The sequence below is a fragment of the Pelagibius sp. genome (genome assembly GCF_965249265.1).
In the GTDB taxonomy this organism is placed as follows: domain Bacteria; phylum Pseudomonadota; class Alphaproteobacteria; order Kiloniellales; family Kiloniellaceae; genus Pelagibius.
In genome coordinates, this window is record NZ_OZ252224.1 from 1,239,225 (window position 1) to 1,264,092 (window position 24,868).

The window sequence follows — 24,868 nt, forward strand, 5'->3', positions numbered from 1 at the left end:
CGCTTATGCCGGGGCAACCTCGAACAGACCGATTGCTTCCAGAACGTCCTTGATCTCACGCCGCGCCGAGGCATGGCTGCTGTTCGGCTGATCGTCCGAAAGGTCCAGGGCCGTCAGGCCGCTCAGGAACAACTCCCGGAACACCACTCTTTCGCTGACGCCGGGGGCGATGCGAAAACCGATGCGTTTCGACAAGACCGTCAGAAGATTGCTGATCTCACGCATGTTTCGCGCCTCGATATGGGCGAGGCGGTTACGCAACACGACCCAATCGATCGGCGGGCGCCCCATCACCACACGCTGATTGTTTTGCTCCCAGACCAACTGGCTGTAGACGCTCGGCGCCTCAACCTCCCGGCGCTCCGGATTGATCCGCGCCAGAACCTCGATGTCCAGCAGGCTGTCGTTCAGCGGTGTCACCAGGGTATCGGCATAGCGGTGACCGAGCCGGCACAGCGAGGACGCGCTGCCGGGGGTGTCGATGACGACGAAGTCGCAGTCGTCGAGATCCCGAAGGGCCTCTTGCAGGTTCTGTTCTTCCTCCGCCTTCGCCGCCTCGATGCTGTCGGCGCCGGAGCGTTCGACCACGCGGTGACGGGGCAACTCCAGGGTCTGGCCACCACGCCGCGCGTAGTTCTCGCGATTTGTATAGAAGGCGGTAAAGGTTCCCTGGCGCGCATCGAGGTCGATCGTACCCACCGCGAAGCCGATCTTCATCAAGGCAACGCTCAAGTGAATTGCGGTGGTCGACTTGCCGGTTCCGCCCTTCTCGCTGCCCACAACAACGACGTAGGGTCCGCCAGCCTGTATCGGCTCGCTCCCGACCTCTTCCCCTTGCTCGACGATCGCCCCCTCCATTCCGACGAGGCTACCACAGAGCGAAGATCAGATCATCCTGTTGCGTGGTTTTAGTGAGGCCGAAAATGCAATCGGCGGTGTTTTTTTGAGAGGCTGTGACCTGAAATCCCGACTTGGTTTCAGAACAGTCCGGGACTCAGAACAGTACGGTCCAGCTTTCGCCTTCCCGTGCCGCTCCCGCGACCCCGTGGCCGGCGGTCGCATGGCCGGCAGTTGCGTGGTTGCCGCTCGATACCATTCTCAGGTGTTCGGAATCGCCGTCGTCGTCAAGAGACTCGCCGTCTTCAGCGTCCTTGCCGTCCGTCTTCTCGCGTTCACTGCGGCCCAAGGCGACACTGCCTTTCAGCGCCGCAAGCCGCCTTGCCAGAACCTCCGTCTTGGCCCAGGCCAGGACCTCTTCGCCAGCGGGTCCCTTGTGGACGGCAGCCCATTGGCGACGTTTGTCGGAGCGCATGGCAAATGCGATGTTCTCACCGGCGATGCCGCAGTCCAGCGACTGGGTATAGGGCGGGACCTTGCCGCCCCAAATCTCTGAAATGACGTTCCAGGAGAAACCTTCTTTGACCAGCAGTTCCATCATCACCTGATCGAACTCGCCCCGCGCCAGTTCCAGGGCGTAGCTGATCATGCAGTCCAGTTCCTGGCTGCCCTCGGTCGCGTTTTCCAAGTCCGACACCACACGATCGATGATGTCGTTTTCCGGCTTTTGCCTGTCCATTCACACCGTCCCCAGAACTTGGAGAGGAGTGTACCGATTTTGCGGAGGAAAAGAAGCGCCCCTACCTCCGATTCACAAAAAATAGATTATCGTATGGTTAATTTCGCGCCTTCGCGGCTGTCCCGGGGAATTTTTACGCCGAATCAACACGGCATCGGCGAGTGTCGAAGCTCAATTCCCGTCGGCCGGCTTGTCGGGGGACCAGGTTTCGGGGTCCTGGAGAAAGCGGCGGACCGCGGCGACCTCGGCTTCGGCCAGGTACCCGCTGCGTTCGGCGACGCCCAGCGCGTCCCACCAGGTTGCCAGGGCATGCAGTGTGACACCGCGTTCGGCCAGCGTGGCGACCCCCTCGGGAAAAATCCCGTAATGGAAGATGACGAAGGTGTGCGCGATCTTGGCCTCGGCCTGGCGGATGGCGTCAACGAAATTCAGTTTCGATCCGCCGTCGGTGGCAAGGTCCTCGACCAGAAGCACGCGGCTGCCTTCAGGCAGGTGACCTTCGATCTGAGCGTTGCGGCCGAAGCCTTTAGGCTTTTTGCGAATGTAGAGCATCGGCAGGCCGAGACGCTCGGCGATCCAGGCGGCGAAGGGGATGCCGGCGGTTTCTCCGCCTGCGATGCAGTCGATCGATTCATAGCCCACCGAGCGCTGAATCAGTTCACAGGCAAAGTCCATCAGTTGGGCCCGGGCCCTGGGAAAAGAGATGATTTTCCGGCAGTCGACATAGACCGGGCTTGCCCGGCCCGAGGTCAGAGTGAAAGGGTCGTTGGGCCGGAACAGCACCGCCTCAATCTCCAGCAGGATGCTGGCGGTGACCTCAGCCATGGCCTGTTGATCGTTCGTAGAGCCCGAAAGCATACCTTGTTCCCCCAGGGTGATCGGCAGCCTTGTTTATCGCGTCTTCTCGATTCGGACAAAAGCGCCGGCGGTCTTTCGTTCTCCCATCCGTAACCCGGTCAGTCGCCGCCCGGTGACAGGCCCTCGGCAGCGGGGCGCAGGGCCAGGGCGGTGCGGGCCACCAGATAGCCGAGAAAGGCGATCACCGCGGCGGCGGTCATGACCATCACCATCGGCAGGGCCGAATCGGTTTGCACCTGCCCCACGACAAAGGAGGCGAGAGCACCGACCATCATCTGCAGAAAGCCGGTCAGGCCCGAGGCCGTGCCGGCCAGATCCGGGCGTATCGAGATGGCGCTTGCCGTGGCGTTGGGCAGGCTGAGGCCGTTGGCGAGGCCGACCAGCATCACGGGGCCGAAGAGCATGATCGGGATCATCTCGCCCGACAGGGCCAGGCCGGTCAGCAGGGCGACGCCCACCAAGGCGATCAAGCTGCCGGAAAAGACCATGCGTTCCGGGCCGACACGGGTCGACAGCACGCCGGAAAGGAAGTTCCCGGCCATGTAGCTCGCCCCGTTGAGGACGAAATAGATCCCGTACTCGCTGGGCGGACGGCCCATGATCTCGATCATGATGAAGGGGGCCCCGGCCAGAAAGGCGAAGAACACCGCCGTGGTGAAGGCGATGTTGATGGCATAGCCGGCAAAGGCCGTATCCTTCAGCAAGGTGCCGAAGCCTCGGAGCATGCTGGCCGGGCCGGCGACCGCGGAGCGGTCCGTGTGGGTTTCGATGAGAAACCGCCAGGCCAGCAGCAGCACCACCGCGCCCACCGCAAACAGCAGGAAGAAAGAAGCCTGCCAGCCGAAGAGGTCGTCGATGATACCGCCCAGCAAGGGTGCCATCATCGGAGCCACCACCATGGCCATGGTGATATAGCCGATCATGCTGGCGGATTCCTCGCGGCTGTGGGTGTCGCGCACGATGGCGCGGCCCAGAACCAGGCCGGCGCAGCCGCCGACCGCCTGGACGATCCGCCCGACGATCAACTCGCCGATGGTACCGGCAAAGGCGCAGAGCAGGGTACCGACGAGAAACAGCAGCATGCCCCAGAGCAGCACGGGACGGCGTCCGAAACGGTCGGACAGCGGACCCAGGAAGAGTTGGGAGACGGCGACGCCGAAGAGATAGAGCGAGAGCGTGAATTGGATCGTCGCCATGTCGGTGTTGAACACCGTCTGCATCCCCGGCATGGAGGGCATGAAGATGTTCAAGGCCATGGGACCCAGGGCGGTAACCGCAATGAGGATCGCCAGCGACGGACGGCGCCGGGGAACGGCAGCCGTCGTTTCGTGGGAAACCGGGCCGCTCTTGCCGCCTTGGTCGTGATCGCCGGGGGCCTGCAGCGTCTCGCTCATGAATCCTCTAACCAAAACAACTAGTCACAGCTTTGCCGCTTGTCCCTGGGCGGAACAGATCCCAAAGCTGCCTGTAAGTAATGCAGCGGCTGCGGAGGTTGAGTTTGGCGCGGCGCAGGCGACTGCCATCATGATGTCGTAGGCCTAAGATGGTATATGTCTTCCGACAAAGCCAGCGGACAGTCTGCATGGCTGGTCTGCCCGGCGGAAACCGGGTGATGGCGCAGCTCTGGGTGGGGCGACTGGATGAGAACATTTCCATGCGATGAAGGCGTCATTCTGGGCGGTGGTGATCCGACCCCCTGCCGCCGCAACGCCCGCCCGGTCGTCTTGCTGGTGACCATCCTCGGCTCAAGCCTGGCATTCATCGACGGTACCGTCGTGACGGTGGCACTGCCGGTGATCGGCAGCGAGTTCGGCGGTTCTCTCAACCTCATGCAGTGGGTTGTGAATGCCTACGCCCTGCTGCTGGCGGCCTTGCTGCTGATCGGGGGGGCGGCGGGCGACCTCTATGGCCGGCGGCGGGTCTTCAACACAGGGGTCGCGATCTTCGCGCTGGCCTCCCTCTGGTGCGGGCTGGCGGAGACGGCGCAGCAACTGGTCGCGGCGCGGGCCCTGCAAGGCCTGGGCGCCGCCTTTCTGGTGCCGAACAGTCTGGCGATCATCTCCGCCGCCTTTCCGGAATCCGAGCGTGGCCGGGCCATCGGCACCTGGGCCGGGTTCTCCGCCATTGCCGCAGCCCTGGGGCCGATCCTCGGCGGCTGGCTTGTCGATCTCGGCTCCTGGCGCCTTGTTTTCCTGATCAACCTGCCGGTCGCGGCGCTGACCCTGGGGCTGTCCTTCTGGCGGGTCCCGGAATCGCGGGACGCCACGGCGGGCCGCCGCATGGACTGGGCCGGTGCGGTTCTGGCGGTTCTGGCGCTCGCAGCGCTGACATACAGCCTGACCGGCCTGGGCGAGGGGGGATCGCTGCCCCAGAGGATGCTGTTGCTCATCGGCCTTGGCGGACTGGCGGTGCTGTTGGTGTTTCTCTGGGTGGAGGCGCGCAGCAACGATCCGATGCTGCCTTTGGCCCTGTTTCGCTCGATGGCTTTCAGCGGGGCCAACCTGCTGACGTTGTTTCTCTACTTCGCGCTTTCGGGGGTGTTGTTCTTCCTGCCCATCACGATGATCGAGGCGCACGGCTATTCGGCGACCCTGGCAGGGGCGGCTTTTCTGCCGTTCACCCTTGTGATGGCCTTCATGTCGCGCTGGGCCGGCGGCCTGCTCGACCGCTTCGGCGCGCGCCTGCCGTTGACGATTGGTCCGCTGATCGCCGCCATCGGCTTTCTGCTGTTCATACCGCCGGAGCCGGGGGCGCCCTTTTGGCTTTCCGTAGTCCCGGCGATGCTGGTTCTGGGGCTCGGCATGGCGGTGACGGTCGCGCCGCTTTCCACCGTCGTGATGAACGCGCTCTCCGCCGAGCAGTCGGGCCTTGCCTCAGGCGTCAACAATGCGGTTTCGCGACTCTCGGGGCTCCTGGCGGTCGCCGGTCTGGGTGTGGTCGCGGCGGTGGTCTTCGACCGCAGCCTCATCGATCTGCTGGCGCTGCCGGAGGCCGCCGTCCTGCCAGACCTGCGCTACGGCCGCGATCTTGAGGCGATGAACCTGCTGGGACCCGGCGCCGCTGAACTGGAGGCGGCGGTCCGCAGCGCCATGCTGCAGTCGTTTCGTGCCGTCGCTCTCATCGGCGCCGCGCTGGCGGTGCTGAGCGCTCTCTGCGGCTTTTTCCTGATGCCCCGCCGGGCCCTGCGGTCGGAACAGGCGTGAGGCGGCAGGCCTAGAGGTACATCGTCTCGATGTCAGCGGTGGAGCGCGCGCCGATATCGGCTCGATGAGCCGCCAACCAGTCATCGGTGCGTTCGTAGCCGACATCGCGGAGGTGGCAAAGAAAATCCCAGTCGGCGTTGAGCTTCGAAGAGAACCCAGGGTCCTGCATCACGTCTTCGGCGTCCACCACATGCATGTTCAGGCGCTTCAGACGACCCTCGTCGTCAAAGCCGCCGTCAATCAGCTTGGTGACGAAATCGATGGCGCGCATCTCGCGCATCAGTCCGGCGTTGAAGGTGATGGTGTTCAGCCGGTCGATGATCTCCTGCGCCGAGGTGGGTGTTTTCTCGATGTTGATCGGGTTGATCTGAACCAGCAGAACGTCGCGGCACTCGGTGCCGTAGATCAGGGGATAGATTGCCGGGTTGCCCATGAAGCCGCCGTCCCAATAGGCCTCGCCGTCGATCTCCACGGCTTTATGAAGATAGGGCAGGCAGGCCGAGGCCATGACGGCATCCAGGCTCATCTCCGCCAGCTCGAAGATCTTGATGCGTCCGCGGCGGACGTTGGTGGCGGAGACGAAGAGCTTCACCGCTTCGCAATGCCGCAGCCGTTCGAAGTCGACGAACTCGTGGATCGTGTCGCGCAGCGGATTGACGTCGAAAAAATTGAACTGATAGGGCGAAAAGACGCGGGACAGGGTATCGACCATCCAGTAGCCGGGCGTGTAGTTCATATTGCCCAGCCCGGTCATGCGGTCCAGGAGGCTGGGCTGCATCGGCGTCAGAGCGGCGATCTCGGAGATCCTGCGCCAGACGGCAGAGAGCATCTCCCTTGCACCTTCACGGCCCCCGACCGTCAAGCCATAGGCCATGACGGCGCCGTTGACCGCGCCGGCACTGGCCCCGGTGACGCCCTCCACAGCGATTTTGTCGTCCGCCAGCAGCCGGTCCAGGACGCCCCAGGTCAGCGCGCCATGCGCGCTGCCGCCCTGCAGCGCCAGGTTCAGGTGTTTCACGCCCGGCCCCCTGGGCCAGGCGTCGCTGCAATCGGCGCCTGCCTCTTTCGCCTTTGCCATCGCCGCCTTGTTGCCTCTTGGTCGTCCTTTGCCGCTGCCGGTCCAGCTTACTGTTGCGGCGCTGCATCGCAAAGGGCAGAGTCCCTGTTGAAAGCAGCGCTAGATCGAAGCATGTTTTGACGGAACCACTTTCTGGTTGCGTAAAAACATGTGAATCCGATCGGCATCAAATAGTTGGGGCAGAACTGCCGATGGTTTATGCGTGATGGCCGGCGGCGGCATCGACTTCCACACAGAGAATTGGCTGGCCCGACACTGGCTGCGCCTGCGTCAGCGCGCCGGGACTTTCGGTGAGGGCCAGCGGATGATGATCGAGGAAGGCGAAGAGCAGCTGCTGGGCCGTGCCCTGGCGCTTGTCGGATTCATCGCCGTGGTGACTCTGCTCTCTTGGATATCATAGCTCTCCGCCTGACAGCTAACGGGTCTAGCGCAGGGTGATGTACTTGAAGCTGCCCTGACCGCTGCCGATCAGTCGGCCTTCGTCGTCCATGACTGTGCAATCGGCAAAGAAGATGCTCTTGCCGCCACCGCTGCGGCGCCCGGTTGCAACAAGTTTCCGGCCGGCCTTGGCCGCACCAATGAAACTGCAGGTCAGTGAAAGCGTGAAGGCACGCCGGGGCGTTTCCTCCGGCGCCGCGTAGCAGCCGCAGTAACCGCAAGCCGTGTCGATCAGCGTACTCAGCATGCCACCGTGCATGACGCCGCTGCGGTTGAGGTGCTGCGGCTCAACAAGAAGGGAGACCTGCGCCAGGTCCGGTTCCCAAAGCGTCAGCTCATAGCCGACCAGATCGGCGAAGCCGCCGCGGGCACGCAGGGGGTCGGAATCGGTCGTATGAGATTTCGAGGTCGTATCGGGCATGGCCGGGAGACTGCCGGGCTTTTCAGGGTCTGTCCAGGCTTCTGGATCGCCTCCGCTTCACTCGGTCAGGCAACCCGGCCTTCGGCGTTTCCGGCCTCGGCTTCATCGAGGATCTGCGGATAAGGATAGTCGAGGCCGACAAGCTGGCGCAGCAGGGGCGATGCCGCGGCCAGGACTTCGGGATCGAGGCCGCGCACCTGATCCTCCATCGGCTTCACGAATTTCGGCAGGTACTGAATCAGGATCGCCGTGCGGTCCCCCTTGCTCTCGTTGGGCATGGCGGCGTGCCAGGCCATCCCGAAGAAGATGGCGGCATCCCCGGCCTTGCCGATCAGACGATCCGGCTTTGCCTGTGCCCGGTCGGCATCGGACGGATAGCGGGCGAGCTTCTGGCTGCCCGGGACGATGGCCGTGGCGCCGTTCTCCTCGGTAAAGTCGTCCAACAGGATCGAGACCTGGGCGTTCAGCGGGAAGCTCGGGTTGATGCCGCTGGGAAAGCTCTCGCGCTTGTACATATCCCAATAGGGATAATCGATATGGAGTTCCTGCCCCGGCCCGCCGGGCAGCAGGCGGTTGGCGGCGATGGAACCGAGAATGAACTCGGTCCCGAGAAACCGCTTCATGATGGAAACGATGGGCTCGCGCTGCACCATATCGACGAAGATCTGACCCTTGTTCAGCAGGTTCCACACCCGGCGCTGCAGATGCAGTTTCTCGGCATTGGCGCCCTGGAAATGGGTTGCCTTTGCGGTATCCTGGTCGGAAAACCGCATGATCAGATCGCGGGCCTGCCTGATCTCCGCCGGAGAAAAGACTTGCGGCAGAACGACATAACCCCTGCCGTCCAGCAATTCCCTGACGATGGCATCCTGTGCGGCTTCGTCCATTTGCCGACCCTTTCTCGATTGGCTGTACCAAGCATAGAGCCGAAACGCCTTTCGATGCCAGCCTCGGAAGGCCGCTGAGGGAATTCATCCGCCGTCACCCCATCGACAAGCCGGCGGTGCTGCGCTAAATGATGCTTCAGCCCTGCCTCTGGTGGGGTCCGTTCTCGGGGCGGGGTGGAAGTCCCCACCGGCGGTAAGGGCCCTTGTCATGGCCCAAAGCCCGCGAGCGCTCCCGGGCCTTCTGTCGGAAGGTCGGGAGGTCAGCAGATTCGGTGCAATTCCGAAGCCGACGGTAACAGTCCGGATGGAAGAGAATGGAGCAGCGGCTCCCGGCCGACGGCCGGGCGCGCGGCTGTTTCCTGACGCCCTGGTTCTGGTCTCTGATGCGACAAGGAGAAAGCCATGAATCAGAGCTCTGAAGATACCCAAGAAAAGAAGCTGGTGGCCTTCGTTAAAGCGCGCTGGCATGCGGACATTGTCGACCAGTGTCATACCGCCTTCGTTGAAGAAATGGATCGCCTGACCCAGGGCGGCTTTGCGGTCGAGGTTTTTGAAGCGCCGGGGGCCTTTGAGATTCCCCTCTTGGCCCGCGATCTGGCCAAGACCGGACGTTATCAGGCGATTGTCGGATCGGCCTTTGTCGTCAACGGTGGCATCTATCGTCATGAGTTCGTTGCGGAGACGGTGGTGGCGGCATTGATGCAGGTGCAGATGGAAACCGACCTGCCAGTCTTCTCCGCTGTGCTTACGCCGCACAACTTTCATGAAAGCGAAGAACACCGCCAATTCTTTCACCAGCATTTCCGGGTAAAGGGGCGGGAGGCCGCTGCGGCCTGCGTCGAGATGCTGGCCGCGCGTCAGGCGGTAAAGCAGGCGGCCTGACACCTTCGGGTTTGGGCGGCTCCTGCGGTCTCTGCTAAAAGAGGGGATTCGCTGGGGACGTCGGTCGCTGCGACCGCCGCCGGCAGATTGCGATAGGCCGGAGGCCGCATGATCGAATGGCTTGTTCCCGCCGACGTCGGCCTCGCGGCATCCTTGGTTCTCGTGGCCGTCAGCGCGGCGACCTCGTTTCTGACCGCTGCCGCCGGGATCGGCGGTGGTATCGTCCTGATTGCCGTCATGGCCGTCCTGGTGCCGGCCGCCGTGCTGATCCCCGTTCACGGGGTCGTTCAGATCGGCTCCAACGCCGGGCGCACGGCCGTCATGCTGCGCTCCGTACAGTGGCGGGTTATCCTGCTGTTCAGTCTGGGCAGCCTGGTGGGGGCGGCGCTTGGCGGTATGACGGCGGTGCGCCTGCCGCCGGCGGTTCTTAACATCGGTCTCGCCGGTTTCATTCTCTGGTCGGTCTGGGGGCCGGTCATGGCACCCCCGGGCCGTTTCAAGGTCGTCGCCAGCGGCGCTTTTTCCAGCTTTCTCACCATGTTCTTCGGCGCCACCGGACCCTTCGTCGCGGCGACGATAAAGACCATGAAATTCGGCCGCCTGGAGCATGTGGCGACCCATGCCGCCTGCATGGTGGCCCAGCACGGCATCAAGGTTTTCGCCTTCGGGCTGCTCGGTTTCAACTACGCACCCTACGCCGCTCTGATCGTGGCGATGATCGTCAGTGGCTTCCTCGGTACCTTGCTGGGTCGGCACGTGCTGGTGAGAATGAAGGAGGAGACCTTTCAGCGCGTCATCGCGGTCGTGCTCTCCGTCCTGGCGCTGCGTCTGCTCTACGAGGGGGTCGTCTTGCTGGGGCTCGTTTGACCGCCGTGACGCTCAGATAATCTCGTCTTCGTCGAAGAGAGGGTCGGACTGAAGCTCGGCTTCAATCTGGCCGACGGCGGCCTCCAGTTTTCCAGCCCGCTTGTGCCGGGCGATGTGAGCCAGGCCGTCGCCCTGGTTGACCACCGGCAGGTTGGTGCGGCCGATCATCAGCCCGGCATCGCGGGCGCGGACCTCGGTCTCGGTCTCTCCGAAGGGGTCGGAGATGATGCCGATCAAGTCCCCTTCGGCAACGCTGTCGCCGATGGTCTTGAAGCTGCGCAGGACGCCGCCGTCAGGCGCGCGCAGCCAGTAGCTCGACTGCGAGATGGTGGGCGTCACCTTGGCATCCCGCACACTGCGCGCTGGCAGCATGCCCAGGCGCTTCATCACCCGCAGGATGCCGGTGACCCCGACCCGTATGGCGAACTCATCGAAGCGCAGGCCTTCACCGGCTTCGAACAGCATGACATCGGTGCCGACGGACTGCGCCGCCTGGCGCAGGGAACCCTCGCGCAGCGGCGCTTCCAGGATCACCGGCGGGCCGAAGACGATGGCCAGTTCCTCCATGCGCTCCTGGTCCGGCGAGATACGGATCTGCGGCAGGTTCACCCGGTGTACCGCGGCGGAATGAAGATCGATCCCGACCTCCGCCCGGGCGACGATTTCCGTCAGGAAAAGGTCGGCGAGCTGGCCGGCCAGGGAACCTTTGGCCGAACCCGGAAAGGAGCGGTTCAGGTCGCGGCGGTCCGGCAGATAGCGCGAATGACTGATGAAGCCGAAGGCATTGACGATGGGCACGGCAAGCAGGCTGCCGCGCAACTTGGCCAGGGCGGGCAGGGCCAGCAGCCGGCGGATGATCTCAACGCCGATGATTTCGTCGCCATGGATGGCGGCGGAGACGAAAAGCGTCGGACCGGGCCGGATGCCGTGGGCGACATGGACCGGCAAGGCCATGGGGGTGTGATTGGAGAGAACCGAGAGCGGCAGGCCGACGGTACGGCGCTGCCCGGCCTCGACGCTGAATTCGCCGATCTGAAACGCGGCCCGCCCCGGCATCGCCTCAGCCGCGGCCTTTCGTCTTGGTCTTGCCCGGTTTGGCGTTCTTTTCCAGGTACTGGATCATCAGGTCGGCGACATCGACGCCGGTCGCCTTTTCGACACCCTCCAGGCCGGGCGAGGAATTCACCTCCATCACCACCGCGCCGTGATTGGAGCGCAGCATATCGACGCCACAGACGTTCAATCCCATTGCCTTGGCAGCTCGCACGGCGGTCGAGCGTTCCTCGGCGGTGATCTTGATCCGATTGGCTTCGCCGCCGCGGTGCAGGTTGGAGCGAAAGTCGTCCGTGGCGCCATGCCGTTGCATGGCTGCCACCACCTTGCCGCCGACCACGAAGGCGCGGATATCCGTGCCGCCGGCTTCCTTGATGAACTCCTGCACCAGGATGTTCACGTTGGCGCCGCGGAAGGCCTCGACCACCGACTTGGCCGAAATCTTCGTATCGGCCAACACCACGCCGATCCCCTGGGTGCCTTCCAGAAGCTTGATCACCACCGGTGCGCCACCGGCGATCTTGATCACTTCCTCGGTCACCTTGGGATCGTGGGCGAAAGCGGTGACCGGCAGGCCGATGCCGTCACGCGCCAGCAGTTGCATGGAGCGCAGCTTGTCGCGGGACCGCCCGATTGCCACCGACTCGTTCAGCGGAAAGACGCCCATCATCTCGAACTGCCGCAGCACGGCGAGGCCGTAGTAGGTGATCGACGCCCCGATCCGCGGGATCACCGCATCGTAACCGGCCAGCTTCTCGCCGTTGTAGATCACCATCGGCCGGTGCGAGGTGATGTTCATGTAGCAGCGCAGCGTGTTGATGATGTCGAGTTCGTGCCCCCGCGCCTCCGCAGCCTCGACCAGACGCTTGTGCGAGTAGAGATTGGCGTTTCGGGCCAGCATTAGCATCTTCATCGGCGCGTCCTAGTTTCGAAGTCTGGGTCTCGGCGTTTTTGGGTTCGCCGTTTTTGGGTTCGTGTGCTGCTGCCTCGGTTTTTTCGCCTCGGCCTGGTTACTTGGGGCTTAATAGAAAGGATTTCGTCGGGTGTACCAGAAAGCGCCCGGCGCGCAATGCGGTTCTGCCGAACAGCATTTCGAAACCCATCTCGGCGCGGTCGGTTAGGGTGACCTCGATATCGAAGTGGCGGCCGCCCAGAACAACCGGCGTGGTGATGACATAGCGGTCCTGGCTGTGCCCGCTGGAGCTTTTGATGCTGCGTCGGTCGCGGACCGGGGCGCGGCATTCGATTCGCGCCAGATCGCGGGCGCCGCCGCTGTGGGGGGCGACCTGAAAGGAAACCCAGGCAGTGCCGTCGTTGTCGAAGGGCGTGATCTGCATGGCGTGGAGCGCCGAGGTGCGGGCACCGGTATCGACCTTGGCCTTGATCCGCTCGATCCCGAAGGCCGGCAGGGCCAACCACTCCCGCCAGCCGATCAGGGCCCGCTTCTCCACCAGCGAGAGGACCTCCGCCTTGATCCCCCGCCGTTTCGGCGCTGTCATCCGCGCCCCGGGCTTTCTCACGGGCTTTTTTGCCTTCTTTGCCATCGCGCGTGACCGCCGGGCCCCCCAAAGACGTGCTTTCTTTGGATGCTGACGGACCTTGGGGGCCGGATCAAGGAAACTATCGCCGCTACAGCAGATCCAGGATTGATGGAATCGCTTCAGCGATCCATCAATCCTGGATCTGCTTCAGCTTTTGGTCGTAGAGCGGATTCACATGTTTTGCCGAAACCACGCAGTGGTTCCGTCAAAGCATGATCCGCTCTAGCCGGCGCCCGGCTGCCTATTCGGCGGGGGCGCTGCTGGGCTTCTGGGCCGACTTCTCGTCCGGTTGCGCGCGGCGGCGCCCGAAAATGCGCCGCAGAAGGACATAGAAGACCGGCGTCAGCAGGAGGCCGAAGAAGGTAACGCCCAGCATGCCGGAGAAGACGGAGGTGCCCAGTGCCTGGCGCATCTCGGCGCCGGGGCCCTGGGCGATGGCCAGGGGCAGAACCCCCAGGATAAAGGCAAAGGCCGTCATCAGGATCGGGCGCAGACGCAGGCGCGACGCCTCGACGGTGGCCTCGATCAATTCCTTGCCCTCTTCTTCAAGCTGCTTGGCGAACTCCACGATCAGAATGGCGTTCTTGGCCGCCAGGCCAACAAGCACGATCAAGCCGACCTGGGTCAGGATGTTGTTGTCCATGTCCCGGAAATTCACCCCCAGCAAAGCCGCCAGGATACTGGTGGGCACGATGAGAATGATGGCCAGAGGCAGCACCCAGCTTTCATACTGTGCGGCCAGGACAAGGAAGGCGAAGATCACCGCCAGGGCGAAGATATAGATCGCCGCATCGCCGGCGATTTTTTCCTGATAGGCGAGTTCAGTCCACTCGAAGCTCAGGCCGCGGGGCAGACTGTTGTCCGCCATGCGTTCCATGATCTCAAGGCTCTCGCCGGTGGAAACGCCGGGCGCCGCGTTGCCCTGAAGGGGCACCGATACCAGCATGTTGTATCGTTGCACGAGGTCCGGGCCGGAGCGGTTCTGGATCTCGACCAGGGTGCCAAGCGGCACCAGCGCTCCGGTGGCCGAGCGCACCTTCAGTCCGACGATGTCTTCCGGCGCCAGGCGGAACTGCTGATCGGCCTGGACGCGCACCTGATAGAGTCGCCCGAAGGCATTGAAGTCGTTCACATAGGTCGAGCCCAGGTTGACCGACAAGGCTTCGAAGATGTTGGCGATCGGTACGTTCAGCATCTGCGCGCGCACCCGGTCGATCTCCAGGAAAATCTGCGGGCTGGAGGCGGAGAAGGTGGTGAAAACACCGGCGACACCAGGCGTCTGCTGCGCTTGGCCCATCATCTGGAAAGCCGCGGCGAGAACCCGGCGCAGGTCCGACCCCTGGGTTTCCTGAAGCTGCATCTTGAAACCGCCGGCATTGCCGACGCCGCGCACCGGCGGTGGCGGGATGGCGATGATGAAAGCTTCCCGGATCGACTGAAGGCGCTGGTAGAGCTGGCCGATGATCGCGCCGGCCGGCAGTCCCTGCTCGATACGCGGATCGAACTCGTCGAAGCGCGCGAAGATGACGCCCTGATTGGAAGCGTTGGTGAAGGTCGCGCCGGAAAAGCCCGCAAAGGCCACGGCATCGGTGACGCCGGGCGTCGAGTTCACGATCTCCGAGGCTTTGCGGATGACAGCGTCGGTGCGGTCGAGCGCCGATCCGTCCGGCAACTGCACGACCACGATGGCATAGCCCTGGTCCAGTGTCGGGATGAAGCCGCGCGGAACCGTGGTCAGCATGTAGTAGGCGCCGTAGATAAGGCCGGCGAAGACGACCATGACCCCGGCCAGCGTCGTGCCGCGGGAGACCAGCATGCGAATCAAGCTGGCGTAGGCGTTCGCCATGCGATCGAAGCCGTTGTTGAAGTGCGTCGCAATCCAGCGCCCGCCGCGGGCTACGGGGTTTTGCGACTGAGGCTTGTCGTGGCGCTGCAGCAGGATGGCCGCCATGGCGGGTGACAGCGTGAGGGAGTTGACCGACGAAATCGCCGTCGAGACGGCAATGGTCACGGCAAACTGCTGATAGAACTGGCCGGAAACACCGGGAATGAAGGCGGTGGGGACGAAGACCGCGATCAAGACCAGCGAGGTGGCGATGAGCGCCCCGGCCACTTCGTCCATGGTGCGGTGGGAGGCGTCACTCGGACTCATCCCGTTGGCGATGTTCCGCTCGACGTTCTCGACCACCACGATGGCGTCATCGACAACGATACCGATCGCCAGGACCAGGCCGAAAAGCGTCAGCATGTTGATCGAGTAGCCGAGCGCCAGCATGACGGCAAAGGTGCCGACCAGGGAAACCGGAATCGCAAGGATTGGAATCAGGGCCGTCCGCCAGGATTGCAGGAAGACGATGATCACCACGACGACCAGCAGAACTGCTTCGAAGATGGTCGTATAGACAGCGTCGATGGATGCGGAGATGAATTCGGTCGGGTTATAAACGACCTGGTAGGCCAAACCTTCGGGGAAGTCGGCGCTCACCTCCTCCATCACCTGAAGGATCTCTTCCGCTGTTGCCAGGGCATTACTGCCGGGCCGCTGGAAGATACCCAGGGCGACGGCCGGCTTGTTGTTCAGGTAGGAGTTGGTGACATAGTCCTGTGCGCCCAATTCCACCCGCGCCACGTCGCGTACCCGCACAATGCGCCCATCCTCCGTCGCGCGGACGATGACATTGCCGAACTCCCTGGCCTCGTCGAAACGGCCCTGGGTGGTGACCGTATACTGAAAGGCATTGTCGGCTTCGTTCGGCGGTGCGCCGAGAGCACCGCCGGATACCTGCACGTTCTGTTCGCGCAGCGCACTCACCACGTCGCCCGGAGTCAGGCTGTAGGCCGAGAGCTTCTCCGGGTCGATCCAGACCCGAAGGGCGAACTGACGCTCGCCGAAGATGGTCAGGTTGCCGACGCCGTCCAGGCGGACGAGGATGTCGCGCACCCGCGAACGTGCGTAGTTGGAGACGTAAAGCTGATCGTAGGTTTCGTCCGGCGAGAGCATATGAACGACCATCATCAGGTCGGCCGAACTCTTGTTGGTGGAGATCCCCAGACGCCTTACTTCCTCGGGCAGGCGGGCCTCGGCGATGGAGACCCGGTTCTGTACCAGAACCTGCGCATCGTCGAGATCGGTACCCAGTTCGAAGGTAACTGTCAGCGACATGCTGCCGTCTGAGGTGGAGTAGGAAGACATGTAGATCATGCCCTCGACTCCGTTGATTTCCTGCTCCAGCGGTGTCGCCACCGTGGCCGCCACGGTTTCGGCATCGGCGCCGGGGTAGCTGGCCTGGACGACAATGGAAGGGGGCGCGATTTCCGGGTACTGCGAAACCGGCAGCTGCGTATAGGCAACAAGCCCCAGGATCACCATGATGATCGAGAGCACCGAAGCGAAGATCGGACGCTCGACGAAGAAGTGTGCAAAGTTCATGGCTGCGTCCCTACCAGGCGGCCGAAAGAATTGTTGACCTTATCGGCCACCAAAGAGATTGGTCCGCGCTATTGTTCGCGGACCTGTGCAAGCTCGGACTCCTCAGGTGCGACGACAATGCCGGGCCGTACCCGCATCAGGCCTTCGATAACGATCCGCTCTTCACCGTTCAGCCCGTCGCGGACCACCCGGTAGCCGTCGATCTTGGGACCGGGGCGAACTTCGCGAATGGCAACCGTTCCCTTGTCGTCGACGACATAGACGATGCGCTTGTTCTGATCGGCTGTGATGGCCTCGTCGGGAATCAGGATGCCGGTGTAAGGCAGCGATCCTGGGACGTTTACGCGGCCAAAGAGGCCGGGCTGCAGAACCAGGTCCTGGTTGGGCAGGATCGCCCTGACCCGCATGGTGCCGGACTCCCGGTCCAGGCGGTTTTCGGAGAAGTCGAGCTGGCCGCTGCGCGTCGCGGAAATGCTGTCGCCGAGCGTTACCGTAACCGGCAGTCCACCGCCGCCTTCCTGCATGGAAGCACCGCGAGACCGGGCGTCGCGGGCATAGGCCAGGTAATAGCGCTCATTGATGTCGAAGTAGAAATAGATCGGATCGAGAGAGACGATAGAAGTGAGGACCGTCTCATTGGCTCTGATCAGGTTACCGACGGAGAGCAGATCCCGGCCGATGCGCCCGGCAAAGGGTGCCCGGATTTCCGTGTACTCCAGGTCAAGGGCCGCTGACTCCCGCGCCGCTCTGGCTCCGGCGACCTCAGCCTGCGACGAAATGAACTCCTGGCGCCGCTCATCGACGACGCTGCGCGAGATATTGCCGCGGCCGACAAGTTCTTCGGCACGCTCCAGTTCCTTCCTGGCGAACTCCAGGCGCGCCTGAGCCACTTGCAGGGCTGCGTCGGCCTGCCTCAGAGTTGCCTGGAACGGGCGTTGATCGATGGTGAAGAGCAGTTGTCCTTCTTCCACCAGCGCTCCGTCTTCGAAGTGAATCTGATCCAGATAGCCGCCGACCCGGGCGCTGACCTGCACTTCGTCCACAGCTTCGAAGCGGCCGACGAATTCGTCGTCCTCCAAGATCTGCTTTACCAGAGGCTTGGCCGTCGTCACCGCCGGTGGCGGTGGGGGCCCGGCATTGGCTTGGGCAGCCTGATCGACGTCGTCGCAGGCTGCAAGCACGGCTAGCGCCGCGAAGGGAAATAGGAAACGCAGCATCGTCATCGCTCGCCCTGAGGTTGGTTGAGAAAAGCAATGCCAGAAGGAGAGGACGCCGCGGCAGCGACACTCTCCGGTCCGACCCAGCAGACGACATAGTTATGGTAGCGGGCGGGAGATACAACCCTATGAGAAATTAATAATCATTGCGATTGATGAAAAGGAGGGCGCTATAGCAGAGGTTGTCGCAAATCTGACACGAATCTCCATAGGCAGACTTCCTGACAAGCCCCTGACCTTTACTTCTCCGGAAGTACATCTCCTGAAATCCGAGTTTCCGTCGTTTGGCGATGCAATCGCCTTGGTTTGTGAGGATTCTCATACGCGATAGCCGCCAGCCAAGCCAAAATCCCGGCATAGGGGCCAGTTGGTGACGGTCCCGAACAGAGGTGGAGGAGGAAACTCATGGGACGTTTGCGGCTGACTTACTACACCGTTCTTATCTTCACGACGGCCGTCATCGCCAGCGCGATTGCCAACGCGTAACGAGCGGAATTCCCGGGTTGGGCAGTGATGCCGTTCTGCTATGCGAAACGCCCGGGCCTGCCGATAGGCGCAGCGACTCCATATGGGTCACCAGGTCCGTGATGCGTTATCCGCATGGCGGTGTTGCCTGCGCCGGGGCGTTCGGCGTTTCGGGGTGAGCTGACGCCTTGCCGGTCGTCTCGGGATCGAGGGCCGCCAGGGCATCGTAGTGGCTGAGGAAAATCTTGCCGCTAAGCTCTTCGAGGAAATGCGAGCGCTTCAGCTTGTCCATCACCGGACCTTTCACCTCCGAGAGATGGAAGCGGACCCCGGCCGCATCGAGGCGCTCGACCAGCGTTTCCAGGCTTTCCAGCGCGCTGGCGTCAATGTCGTTCACTGCCGAGCAGACCAGCACGACATGGTTGATCGCCTTGTCGGCCACGGCCATGTCGTAAAGCTTGTCTTCCAACCACCGGGCGTTGGCGAAGTAGAGACTCTCATCGACTCGCAGGCTCAGGATGGCCGGGCTTGTCACCACGCTGTGGCGTTTAATGTTGCGGAAATGATGACTGCCCGGCACTTGGCCCACCACTGCCATGTGGGGCCGGCTGGAACGGGCCAAAAACAGCACGATGGAGAGGGTGACGCCGGTAATGATCCCGGCCTCCACCCCGGCGGCCAGGACCATCACGATCGTTGCCGCCATGGCCGCGAAGTCGCCCTTGGCATAGTGCCAGGTGCGTTTCAGCGCCGGAAGATCGATCAGCGACAGTACGGCGACCACGATGGTGGCGGCCAGGGTTGCTTTGGGGAGTTGCTGAAACAAGGGCGTCAGGAGCAAGGCAGCCAGGCCGATGCCGACGGCGGTCATGACCCCGGCCATAGGGGTACGCGCGCCGGCATCGAAGTTGACGACGGAGCGGGCGAAGCCCCCGGTCACCGGGTAGCCGCCGGTCATGCCGGCAGCGACGTTGGCGGTGCCGAGCCCGACCAGTTCCCTGTTCGCGTCGATGCGCTCGCGCCGCTTGGCGGCCAGTGTCTGGGCGACGGAAACCGACTCGACAAAGCCGACCACCGAAATCAATACGGCGGAGGGCAGCAGCTCCCGCCAGAGCGCCGGGTCGAACGGCGGCAGGGCTACCGGCGGCAGGCCCTGGGGGATTTCTCCGACGACCCTGACCCCGGCATCGCCCAGCGACAGCAGGTCGACCAACACAATGGTGACGACGACGGCTGCCACTGGTCCGGCTTTGGCGATGCTGTCGGCGAGCCTTGGGCCCAGCCCGGCTCTCATCAACAAGGGTTTCAAGAAGCGGCGGACCCAGAACAGGAACAGCGTGGCGCCGGCGCCGATGGCCAGGGTCGCCCCGTTCACCGAATCGATCCGGTCGGCGAGAGAGCGGACCAACTCGATCAGGTTGTGCCCGGAGGCCTCGATTCCCAGAATGTGTTTCAACTGGCTGGCGGCGATCAGGATCCCCGAGGCCGTGATGAAGCCCGAGATCACCGGATGGCTGAGCAGGCTGGCCAGAAAGCCGAGGCGCAGCAGTCCCATGGCGATGAGAAAGACCCCGGAAATCAATGCCAGGGCAAGGGCCGCGCCGCGGTACTCCGGCGTGCCTGCAGCGGTCAGGTCCCCGACCGCCGCTGCGGTCATCAGCGAAACCACGGCGACCGGGCCGACGGCCAGAGTGGAAGAACTGCCGAAGAGCGCATAGGCGGCGAGCGGGGCCATGCTGGCGTAGAGCCCGACCTCCGGCGGCAAGCCGGCCAGCAAGGCATAGGCCAGGCTCTGCGGTATCAGCATGATGGTGACAATCACCGCCGCCAGGGCGTCGCCCTGGAAAGACACCTTGTCGTAGCGGCGCATCCAGGCGAGGCCCGGCAGCAGGCGTTCGATCATGTTTTGCTTCCGCTCTATATCAAATGGTTAGAGCAGATTCACCGGGTTGGAGGGATCGCTCACGTGATTCCATCCAACCCGGATCTGCTCTAGGCCCGGGGCCGCTCAGTTGACGACTTCCGGTTTGGCCAGCCATTCCCTGCCCCGCAGCATCGCCTGCCAATAGACCGGCGGCAGGATCTTTTCCTTGAGCAGCCAGGCCAGGCGGCTCGGCTGCTTGCCGTTGATCAGCCAGCCCGGAAAGCTCGGCAACAGCTTGCCGCCGTAACCGAACTCGGCCAGCACGATTTTCCCGCGCTCCACCGTCAGCGGGCAGGAACCGTAGCCATCGTAGTGGCCGATGGCGACCTTGTGCCCCATGTCGGCCAGGACGTTTTGCGCCACCACCGGCGCCTGTTTGCGGGCCGCCGCTGCCGTCTTGGCGTTGGGGGCGTTCATCACGTCGCCGAGGCTCCAGATGTTTTCGTAAGTCTTGTGGCGCAGGGTGTTCTGGTCGACATCCACCCAGCCGGCCTGATCGGCAAGCGGACTGACGCGGATAAAGTCCGGGGCGCATTGCGGCGGGCAGACGTGGATCATGTCGAACCTGCGCTCGACTCTCTTGGTGTTGCCATCGGCGTCGGTTTGATCGAACCAGGCCCGCCTGGACGGCCCATCGACTGCGACGAGGTTGTGACTGAATTTCAGTTCGGCCCGGTACTTCTCGATATAGTCCATAAGGGCGGGCACGTAATCCTTGACCCCGAAGAGCACGGCGCCGGCGTTGTAGAAGGCGATGTCGATACGGTCGAGCGTCCCGCTGCGCAGCCAATGATCGGCCGAGAGATAGAGCGCCTTTTGCGGTGCGCCGGCGCATTTGATCGGCATCGGCGGCTGGGTGAAAAGCGCGGTTCCCGCCTTCAGCTCATTGACCAGTTGCCAGGTGTAGGGCGCCAGATCGAAACGGTAGTTCGAGGTGACACCGTTCTTGCCGAGGGTGTCGACCAGCCCCTCCACCTTGTGCCAGTCCAGCTTCAGGCCGGGGCAGACCACCAGGCGGTCGTACTGAATGGCGCGGCAGCCTTCCAGCAGTACCACGTTGCGCTCCGGCTCGAAGGCGGCGACGGCGGCCTTGATCCAGTGCAGCCCCTTGGGCAGGACGGAGGAGAGGGTGCGGACGGTTTCCTCCGCCTCGAACACACCGGCGCCGACCAGTGTCCAGCCGGGCTGATAGTAGTGAATATCCGCGGGGTCGATGATGGCGATCTCCAGGTCGCCGGCACGGTTCTGTAACGAGGAAGCAACGGCGATCCCCGCCGAACCGGCGCCGATGATCACGATGTCGAACTTGCCGTCGATGGCCTCGCCCGGGGTTTTGCCTTGATTGGCGATCCGCCGCACCACGCCGGACATGTCGTAGCCGGCGTTCTTAGTGGCGACCAGAATGTCGGCCAGCGGCATCTTGCCGGCACGGCTGAGCGACCACAGCGTGATCGAGCGGGTGCCGCTGCGGCAGTAGGCGAAAACCGGTTTGGGCGCTGCGTCGAAGGTTTCGTCAAAGGCCGTTGCATCTGCGTCGCTGACCTTGCCGCTTTCGACCGGTAAATAGAGCGCCTGCAGACCAAGCGCCTGGGCTGCCTCCTCGATCTCATGAAACAACGGCTGGTCGTTGCCTTCCCCGTCGGGGCGGTTGCAGATAACGGTCCGGTAACCCGCCTCGGCAATCTGCTTCAGATCGCCGGGCAGGATCTGCGGCGCGACGCCGAAGCCGTTGTCGACTGTCTTGATTTCCATGATTTCCTCCTGCCTCCCTTTTTTTTGAGGGAGTTGCTTTTTCTGGGCGCGCCTTACAGCGCGTCTACGGGAATCTTCAGGTAGCTGACCCCGTTGTCCTCTGGCGGCGGCATGTCACCGGCGCGCATGTTGACCTGGACCGAGGGCAGGATGAGAACCGGCATGTCGAGTTTTTTGTCGCGGGCGCTGCGCATGGCGACGAACTCGTCTTCGCTGATGCCGTCGTGGACGTGAATGTTGTTGGCTTTTTCCTCCGCCACGGTGGTTTCCCAGGCATAGGCGTCGCGGCCCGGCGCCTTATAGTCGTGACAGAGGAAAAGCCGTGTCTTGGGTGGCAGCGCCAGGATCTTGTGGATCGATTGGTAGAGCTGACGGGCATCGCCGCCCGGGAAGTCGCAGCGTGCGGTGCCGAAGTCCGGCATAAACAGCGTGTCGCCGACAAAGGCCGCATCGCCGACGATGTAGGTCGCGCAGGCCGGCGTGTGGCCGGGCGTGTGCATGACCTTCGCCTCCATCCCACCGATGGCGAAGGTCTCGCCATCCTTGAACAGCCGGTCGAATTGACGTCCATCCGTCGCGAAACTTTCTTCGGCGTGGAAGACCTTCTTGAAAACACCCTGCACCTTGTCGATCGCGGCACCGATCGCCACCGTGCCGCCGACCTCCTGCTTCAGGTAAGGGGCGGCTGTCAGGTGATCCGCGTGGACATGGGTTTCCAGGATCCACTCGACGGTCAGCTTCTCGGCCTTGACGAAGGCGATGACCGCATCGGCCGAAGCGGTGCCGGTGCGTCCCGACTTGGGGTCGTAGTCCATCACCGAGTCGACAATGGCGGCTTTGGCGGTTTCCGGGTCCCACACCACATGGGTAGCCGTGAAGGTTGCTTCATCGAAGAAGCTTTTGATCTTGGGGGTCATAGCATTCACTTCCCTAGGGTATTTATCTTTGACTGCCGGTTCTCCGGCTTAGCTCTGCTCTTTCTGCTTGGCGCTGGTGCAGATCCCCAGCAGGCGGTAGGCCGGGCAGAAGCCGACGAGAGCGGTACCGAGGGGGATGACGCCGATCCAGCCCCAGGGGGCTTGCGGGCCGACAAAAACGAGGGCGATCAACACGATGCCCAGTACGACACGCAGGCCGCGGTCCAGGGCGCCAACATTGCGGTTCATCGATTGTCTCCTTTGAAAGGCGGGGATTCGGTTGCCTTGCGCCGGAGACTAGCGAAGCATCAAAGCCTTTTATGTGACCAAGTCACCAAGGGGCGGGGCGCTCATTGGCCCTGGACTGGCAGGCGATCACTCACCGGCAGTGAGCCGTGTCAGAGCCGTGGGGTCGTTGAGTTTTATCTGGCCGCGGGTCATCTCCAGCCAGCCGCGGCGCTGAAACTCCTTCAGGTGGCGGCTGATCACTTCCCGCGCACTGCCCAGCTCCACGGCCAGCTCCTGATGGGTGAGGGAAAGCCTGCCTTCGGGGTCGGCCAGCTCCGCCAGTTTCTGTGCCAGGCGCTTGTCGATGCGCTCAAAGGCCACCTCCTCGACCACATGCAGCAGATCGGTAATGCGGCTGGAGTAGTCGGCGAAGACGAAGCGGCGGAACTCCGCCGAGCGCGCCATCATCTCGTCGAAAGTAGCCTTCGGGACAGCGACCGCCTGTACCGGCGTCTCTGTAATGCCTTCGGCATTGTAGGTATCCTGGGACAGCAGGCAGGCCGTGGTCATGATGCAGCTCTCGCCGCCGGTAACCCGATAGAGAACGATCTCCCTGCCGCCTGAGGATACCTGCTGGACCCTGACGGTGCCGTCGAGCAGCAGCAGGAAATTCTCGGCCGGCAGCCCCGGTGCGAAGACCGTCGTCTGGGCCGGCAATTCGACGAGCTGTGCAGATTCTGCGACCCGTTGCTGCTCGGCAGGAGTCAGCTTGGTCAGTTCCGGAAAGCGCGGGATCCAATCAAGCGGCATGGCGGGCGAGGGGCTCCTGGGGTCTGACCGATGGCGACTGCGGTAAGGTCACACGATAACCCGTCAGGGTAAAGGGCGTCCGCCGGCTGTGACTGGCAGTGAGAAGACCGCCCCTGATATAAATCCCAGCGCCATAAACAGGAGGTCAATAAAGAAGGGGCGGCCCCGGAAGGACCGCCCCGACAAAACGCTTTCCCGCAGAAGTCAGGAGTAGCGGTAGGGAACGCCGACCTTTTCCATCACGGCCGTGTATTCCTCGAAGATCTTCACCACGCGGGCGGCCCGGGGGCTGCTCTCGGCGATCTCCGTCCAGAAGCCCTTGGCGTCGGCCACGACCTGATCCCACTCCTCGGTCGGGATCGTGGTCAGCTCCATCTTGTCACCTTCGGCGCGCAGCTGCGCTTCACCGCCCCAATACCAGACCTGGCGGTAGTAGTGCGACTGATCGATGGTGATCTTGAACAGCTCCTTCAGGTGATCGGGAACCTTCGCCCAGCTGTCGGTGTTGGCGAAGTAGGAGCCGCACCAGGCGCCGGTGACGTTGTTCAGAAGGGCATAGTTGCAGACGTCCGCCCAGCCCACTTCGTAGGCTTCGGTGAAGCCGCACCAGGCAACGCCGTCCAGCTCACCGGTCTGCAGGGCAACTTCCACGTCGTCCCAGGGCACGGTCACCGGGATCAGGCCGTAGCGCGACAGGAAGCGGCCGGCAGTGGGAACGCCGAAGACGCGCTTGCCCTTCATGTCGGCGAGGGAGCGGATCGGATCCTTGGTGAAGATGTGAAGCGGGTCCCATGCGCCGGCGGAGATCCACTCGACCCCGTCGACTTCGCCGTAGGCTTCCGCCCAGATCTCGTTCAGGCCGTAACGGTCGAAGAGCACCGGCAGGTCGAGGCTGTAGCGGGTGGAGAAGGGGAAGTAGCCGCCGAAGACGCTGATGTCGACGGGGGAGGCCATGGTCGCATCATCACTCTGCACCGCGTCGATGGTGCCGTTCTGCAAGGAGCGGAACAGCTCGCTGGTCGGCACCAACTGGTCGGCATAGTAAAGCTCGATCTCCATCTCACCGTTGGCCGCCTTGTTGAAGGCCTCGATCTGCGGCTTGATGACATGGGCGCCCAGCGGCGCGCCGGAGTAGGTCTGCAGGCGCCACTTGATGGGCCCGCTCTGCGACAGCACCGCCGGCGCCCCCAGAGTCGATGCCGCTGCCGCCGTGGCGCCACCGATGCTCGCCTTTTTCAGAAAGTCGCGCCGGTTTGTCTTGCCCGCCGCCTTCATGGTCTTGTTGTCGGTTTTCTTTGTCATTCCTTGCTCCTGTTCGTCA

Annotated in this window: 22 protein-coding genes and 1 riboswitch; of the genes, 4 read left to right on the forward strand and 18 right to left on the reverse strand. The window is 63.2% G+C overall.

The window, feature by feature from the left end; translation table 11 throughout:
* Positions 1 to 3: 3 nt before the first annotated feature.
* The 4 genes from ACP146_RS05995 to ACP146_RS06010 all read right to left on the reverse strand — a co-directional run bounded on the left by ACP146_RS05995 (position 4) and on the right by ACP146_RS06010 (position 3,828).
* On the reverse strand, positions 4 to 858 hold the full coding sequence (locus tag ACP146_RS05995; protein ID WP_422365859.1) for a division plane positioning ATPase MipZ: 855 nt from the start codon (positions 856 to 858) through the stop codon (positions 4 to 6).
* Positions 859 to 994: 136 nt separating this feature from the next.
* Positions 995 to 1,576, reverse strand: coding sequence for a hypothetical protein (locus ACP146_RS06000; protein ID WP_422365860.1), 582 nt, complete (start codon positions 1,574 to 1,576; stop codon positions 995 to 997).
* A 171-nt stretch (positions 1,577 to 1,747) separates the two neighbouring features.
* Positions 1,748 to 2,434, reverse strand: coding sequence for an orotate phosphoribosyltransferase (locus ACP146_RS06005; RefSeq protein WP_422365861.1), 687 nt, complete (start codon positions 2,432 to 2,434; stop codon positions 1,748 to 1,750).
* Between the two features lie 98 nt (positions 2,435 to 2,532).
* Positions 2,533 to 3,828, reverse strand: a complete 1,296-nt coding sequence (locus ACP146_RS06010; RefSeq protein ID WP_422365862.1) for a multidrug effflux MFS transporter — start codon at positions 3,826 to 3,828, stop codon at positions 2,533 to 2,535.
* Between the two features lie 246 nt (positions 3,829 to 4,074).
* Between ACP146_RS06010 and ACP146_RS06015 the strand changes: the two genes are divergently transcribed.
* On the forward strand, positions 4,075 to 5,637 hold the full coding sequence (locus ACP146_RS06015) for an MFS transporter (RefSeq protein ID WP_422365863.1): 1,563 nt from the start codon (positions 4,075 to 4,077) through the stop codon (positions 5,635 to 5,637).
* 10 nt (positions 5,638 to 5,647) lie between these two features.
* Here ACP146_RS06015 and ACP146_RS06020 read toward each other — a convergent pair whose 3' ends face one another.
* Positions 5,648 to 6,715: a patatin-like phospholipase family protein gene (locus ACP146_RS06020; RefSeq protein ID WP_422365864.1), complete on the reverse strand. Its 1,068-nt coding sequence runs from the start codon at positions 6,713 to 6,715 to the stop codon at positions 5,648 to 5,650.
* 205 nt (positions 6,716 to 6,920) lie between these two features.
* Here ACP146_RS06020 and ACP146_RS06025 point away from each other — a divergent pair, with 205 nt between their 5' ends.
* Positions 6,921 to 7,115 carry a hypothetical protein gene (locus tag ACP146_RS06025; RefSeq protein ID WP_422365865.1) on the forward strand — a complete coding sequence of 65 codons (195 nt, stop codon included), beginning with the start codon at positions 6,921 to 6,923 and terminating at the stop codon, positions 7,113 to 7,115.
* A gap of 24 nt (positions 7,116 to 7,139) precedes the next feature.
* Here ACP146_RS06025 and ACP146_RS06030 read toward each other — a convergent pair whose 3' ends face one another.
* Complete coding sequence (locus ACP146_RS06030) at positions 7,140 to 7,574, reverse strand: PaaI family thioesterase (protein ID WP_422365866.1); 435 nt, start codon at positions 7,572 to 7,574, stop codon at positions 7,140 to 7,142.
* Between the two features lie 65 nt (positions 7,575 to 7,639).
* A complete protein-coding gene (locus ACP146_RS06035; protein WP_422365867.1) occupies positions 7,640 to 8,461 on the reverse strand; it encodes a phytanoyl-CoA dioxygenase family protein in 822 nt (273 codons plus the stop codon).
* A gap of 156 nt (positions 8,462 to 8,617) precedes the next feature.
* Positions 8,618 to 8,781, forward strand: a riboswitch (FMN riboswitch).
* An 82-nt stretch (positions 8,782 to 8,863) separates the two neighbouring features.
* Here ACP146_RS06035 and ACP146_RS06040 point away from each other — a divergent pair.
* Positions 8,864 to 9,343: a 6,7-dimethyl-8-ribityllumazine synthase gene (locus ACP146_RS06040; protein WP_422365868.1), complete on the forward strand. Its 480-nt coding sequence runs from the start codon at positions 8,864 to 8,866 to the stop codon at positions 9,341 to 9,343.
* Between the two features lie 108 nt (positions 9,344 to 9,451).
* Complete coding sequence (locus ACP146_RS06045; RefSeq protein WP_422365869.1) at positions 9,452 to 10,210, forward strand: sulfite exporter TauE/SafE family protein; 759 nt, start codon at positions 9,452 to 9,454, stop codon at positions 10,208 to 10,210.
* 12 nt (positions 10,211 to 10,222) lie between these two features.
* Here the strand turns inward: ACP146_RS06045 and ACP146_RS06050 are convergent, their stop codons facing one another.
* The 11 genes from ACP146_RS06050 to ACP146_RS06100 all read right to left on the reverse strand — a co-directional run bounded on the left by ACP146_RS06050 (position 10,223) and on the right by ACP146_RS06100 (position 24,849).
* A complete protein-coding gene (locus ACP146_RS06050) occupies positions 10,223 to 11,266 on the reverse strand; it encodes a succinylglutamate desuccinylase/aspartoacylase family protein (protein ID WP_422365870.1) in 1,044 nt (347 codons plus the stop codon).
* Positions 11,267 to 11,270: 4 nt separating this feature from the next.
* Positions 11,271 to 12,176, reverse strand: coding sequence for a 30S ribosomal protein S6--L-glutamate ligase (rimK, locus tag ACP146_RS06055; protein WP_422365871.1), 906 nt, complete (start codon positions 12,174 to 12,176; stop codon positions 11,271 to 11,273).
* A gap of 97 nt (positions 12,177 to 12,273) precedes the next feature.
* A complete protein-coding gene (locus tag ACP146_RS06060) occupies positions 12,274 to 12,762 on the reverse strand; it encodes an ATP-dependent zinc protease (protein ID WP_422365872.1) in 489 nt (162 codons plus the stop codon).
* 283 nt (positions 12,763 to 13,045) lie between these two features.
* Positions 13,046 to 16,234, reverse strand: coding sequence for an efflux RND transporter permease subunit (locus ACP146_RS06065; RefSeq protein ID WP_422365873.1), 3,189 nt, complete (start codon positions 16,232 to 16,234; stop codon positions 13,046 to 13,048).
* Positions 16,235 to 16,302: 68 nt separating this feature from the next.
* Complete coding sequence (locus ACP146_RS06070; protein WP_422365874.1) at positions 16,303 to 17,451, reverse strand: efflux RND transporter periplasmic adaptor subunit; 1,149 nt, start codon at positions 17,449 to 17,451, stop codon at positions 16,303 to 16,305.
* Positions 17,452 to 18,043: 592 nt separating this feature from the next.
* The gene (locus ACP146_RS06075) at positions 18,044 to 19,819 is read right to left on the reverse strand and encodes a SulP family inorganic anion transporter (protein ID WP_422365875.1); all 1,776 of its coding nucleotides are present in this window, start codon (positions 19,817 to 19,819) and stop codon (positions 18,044 to 18,046) included.
* 105 nt (positions 19,820 to 19,924) lie between these two features.
* Positions 19,925 to 21,592, reverse strand: a complete 1,668-nt coding sequence (locus tag ACP146_RS06080; RefSeq protein WP_422365876.1) for a TIGR01244 family sulfur transferase — start codon at positions 21,590 to 21,592, stop codon at positions 19,925 to 19,927.
* A 53-nt stretch (positions 21,593 to 21,645) separates the two neighbouring features.
* Positions 21,646 to 22,509, reverse strand: coding sequence for an MBL fold metallo-hydrolase (locus ACP146_RS06085; RefSeq protein ID WP_422365877.1), 864 nt, complete (start codon positions 22,507 to 22,509; stop codon positions 21,646 to 21,648).
* 48 nt (positions 22,510 to 22,557) lie between these two features.
* A complete protein-coding gene (locus ACP146_RS06090) occupies positions 22,558 to 22,758 on the reverse strand; it encodes a YgaP family membrane protein (RefSeq protein WP_422365878.1) in 201 nt (66 codons plus the stop codon).
* Between the two features lie 126 nt (positions 22,759 to 22,884).
* Positions 22,885 to 23,547, reverse strand: coding sequence for a Crp/Fnr family transcriptional regulator (locus ACP146_RS06095; protein ID WP_422365879.1), 663 nt, complete (start codon positions 23,545 to 23,547; stop codon positions 22,885 to 22,887).
* A 204-nt stretch (positions 23,548 to 23,751) separates the two neighbouring features.
* On the reverse strand, positions 23,752 to 24,849 hold the full coding sequence (locus ACP146_RS06100; RefSeq protein WP_422365880.1) for a TRAP transporter substrate-binding protein: 1,098 nt from the start codon (positions 24,847 to 24,849) through the stop codon (positions 23,752 to 23,754).
* Positions 24,850 to 24,868: the final 19 nt, after the last annotated feature.

What these genes read in the sequence shown, in the direction of transcription:
- ACP146_RS05995 (WP_422365859.1), bottom strand. Translation starts at nt 858, where the DNA reads ATGGAGGGGGCGATCGTCGAGCAAGGGGAAGAGGTCGGGAGCGAGCCG.
- ACP146_RS06000 (WP_422365860.1), bottom strand. Translation starts at nt 1,576, where the DNA reads ATGGACAGGCAAAAGCCGGAAAACGACATCATCGATCGTGTGGTGTCG.
- ACP146_RS06005 (WP_422365861.1), bottom strand. Translation starts at nt 2,434, where the DNA reads ATGCTTTCGGGCTCTACGAACGATCAACAGGCCATGGCTGAGGTCACC.
- ACP146_RS06010 (WP_422365862.1), bottom strand. Translation starts at nt 3,828, where the DNA reads ATGAGCGAGACGCTGCAGGCCCCCGGCGATCACGACCAAGGCGGCAAG.
- ACP146_RS06015 (WP_422365863.1), top strand. Translation starts at nt 4,075, where the DNA reads ATGAGAACATTTCCATGCGATGAAGGCGTCATTCTGGGCGGTGGTGAT.
- ACP146_RS06020 (WP_422365864.1), bottom strand. Translation starts at nt 6,715, where the DNA reads ATGGCAAAGGCGAAAGAGGCAGGCGCCGATTGCAGCGACGCCTGGCCC.
- ACP146_RS06025 (WP_422365865.1), top strand. Translation starts at nt 6,921, where the DNA reads ATGGCCGGCGGCGGCATCGACTTCCACACAGAGAATTGGCTGGCCCGA.
- ACP146_RS06030 (WP_422365866.1), bottom strand. Translation starts at nt 7,574, where the DNA reads ATGCCCGATACGACCTCGAAATCTCATACGACCGATTCCGACCCCCTG.
- ACP146_RS06035 (WP_422365867.1), bottom strand. Translation starts at nt 8,461, where the DNA reads ATGGACGAAGCCGCACAGGATGCCATCGTCAGGGAATTGCTGGACGGC.
- ACP146_RS06040 (WP_422365868.1), top strand. Translation starts at nt 8,864, where the DNA reads ATGAATCAGAGCTCTGAAGATACCCAAGAAAAGAAGCTGGTGGCCTTC.
- ACP146_RS06045 (WP_422365869.1), top strand. Translation starts at nt 9,452, where the DNA reads ATGATCGAATGGCTTGTTCCCGCCGACGTCGGCCTCGCGGCATCCTTG.
- ACP146_RS06050 (WP_422365870.1), bottom strand. Translation starts at nt 11,266, where the DNA reads ATGCCGGGGCGGGCCGCGTTTCAGATCGGCGAATTCAGCGTCGAGGCC.
- rimK (WP_422365871.1), bottom strand. Translation starts at nt 12,176, where the DNA reads ATGAAGATGCTAATGCTGGCCCGAAACGCCAATCTCTACTCGCACAAG.
- ACP146_RS06060 (WP_422365872.1), bottom strand. Translation starts at nt 12,762, where the DNA reads ATGACAGCGCCGAAACGGCGGGGGATCAAGGCGGAGGTCCTCTCGCTG.
- ACP146_RS06065 (WP_422365873.1), bottom strand. Translation starts at nt 16,234, where the DNA reads ATGAACTTTGCACACTTCTTCGTCGAGCGTCCGATCTTCGCTTCGGTG.
- ACP146_RS06070 (WP_422365874.1), bottom strand. Translation starts at nt 17,451, where the DNA reads ATGCTGCGTTTCCTATTTCCCTTCGCGGCGCTAGCCGTGCTTGCAGCC.
- ACP146_RS06075 (WP_422365875.1), bottom strand. Translation starts at nt 19,819, where the DNA reads ATGATCGAACGCCTGCTGCCGGGCCTCGCCTGGATGCGCCGCTACGAC.
- ACP146_RS06080 (WP_422365876.1), bottom strand. Translation starts at nt 21,592, where the DNA reads ATGGAAATCAAGACAGTCGACAACGGCTTCGGCGTCGCGCCGCAGATC.
- ACP146_RS06085 (WP_422365877.1), bottom strand. Translation starts at nt 22,509, where the DNA reads ATGACCCCCAAGATCAAAAGCTTCTTCGATGAAGCAACCTTCACGGCT.
- ACP146_RS06090 (WP_422365878.1), bottom strand. Translation starts at nt 22,758, where the DNA reads ATGAACCGCAATGTTGGCGCCCTGGACCGCGGCCTGCGTGTCGTACTG.
- ACP146_RS06095 (WP_422365879.1), bottom strand. Translation starts at nt 23,547, where the DNA reads ATGCCGCTTGATTGGATCCCGCGCTTTCCGGAACTGACCAAGCTGACT.
- ACP146_RS06100 (WP_422365880.1), bottom strand. Translation starts at nt 24,849, where the DNA reads ATGACAAAGAAAACCGACAACAAGACCATGAAGGCGGCGGGCAAGACA.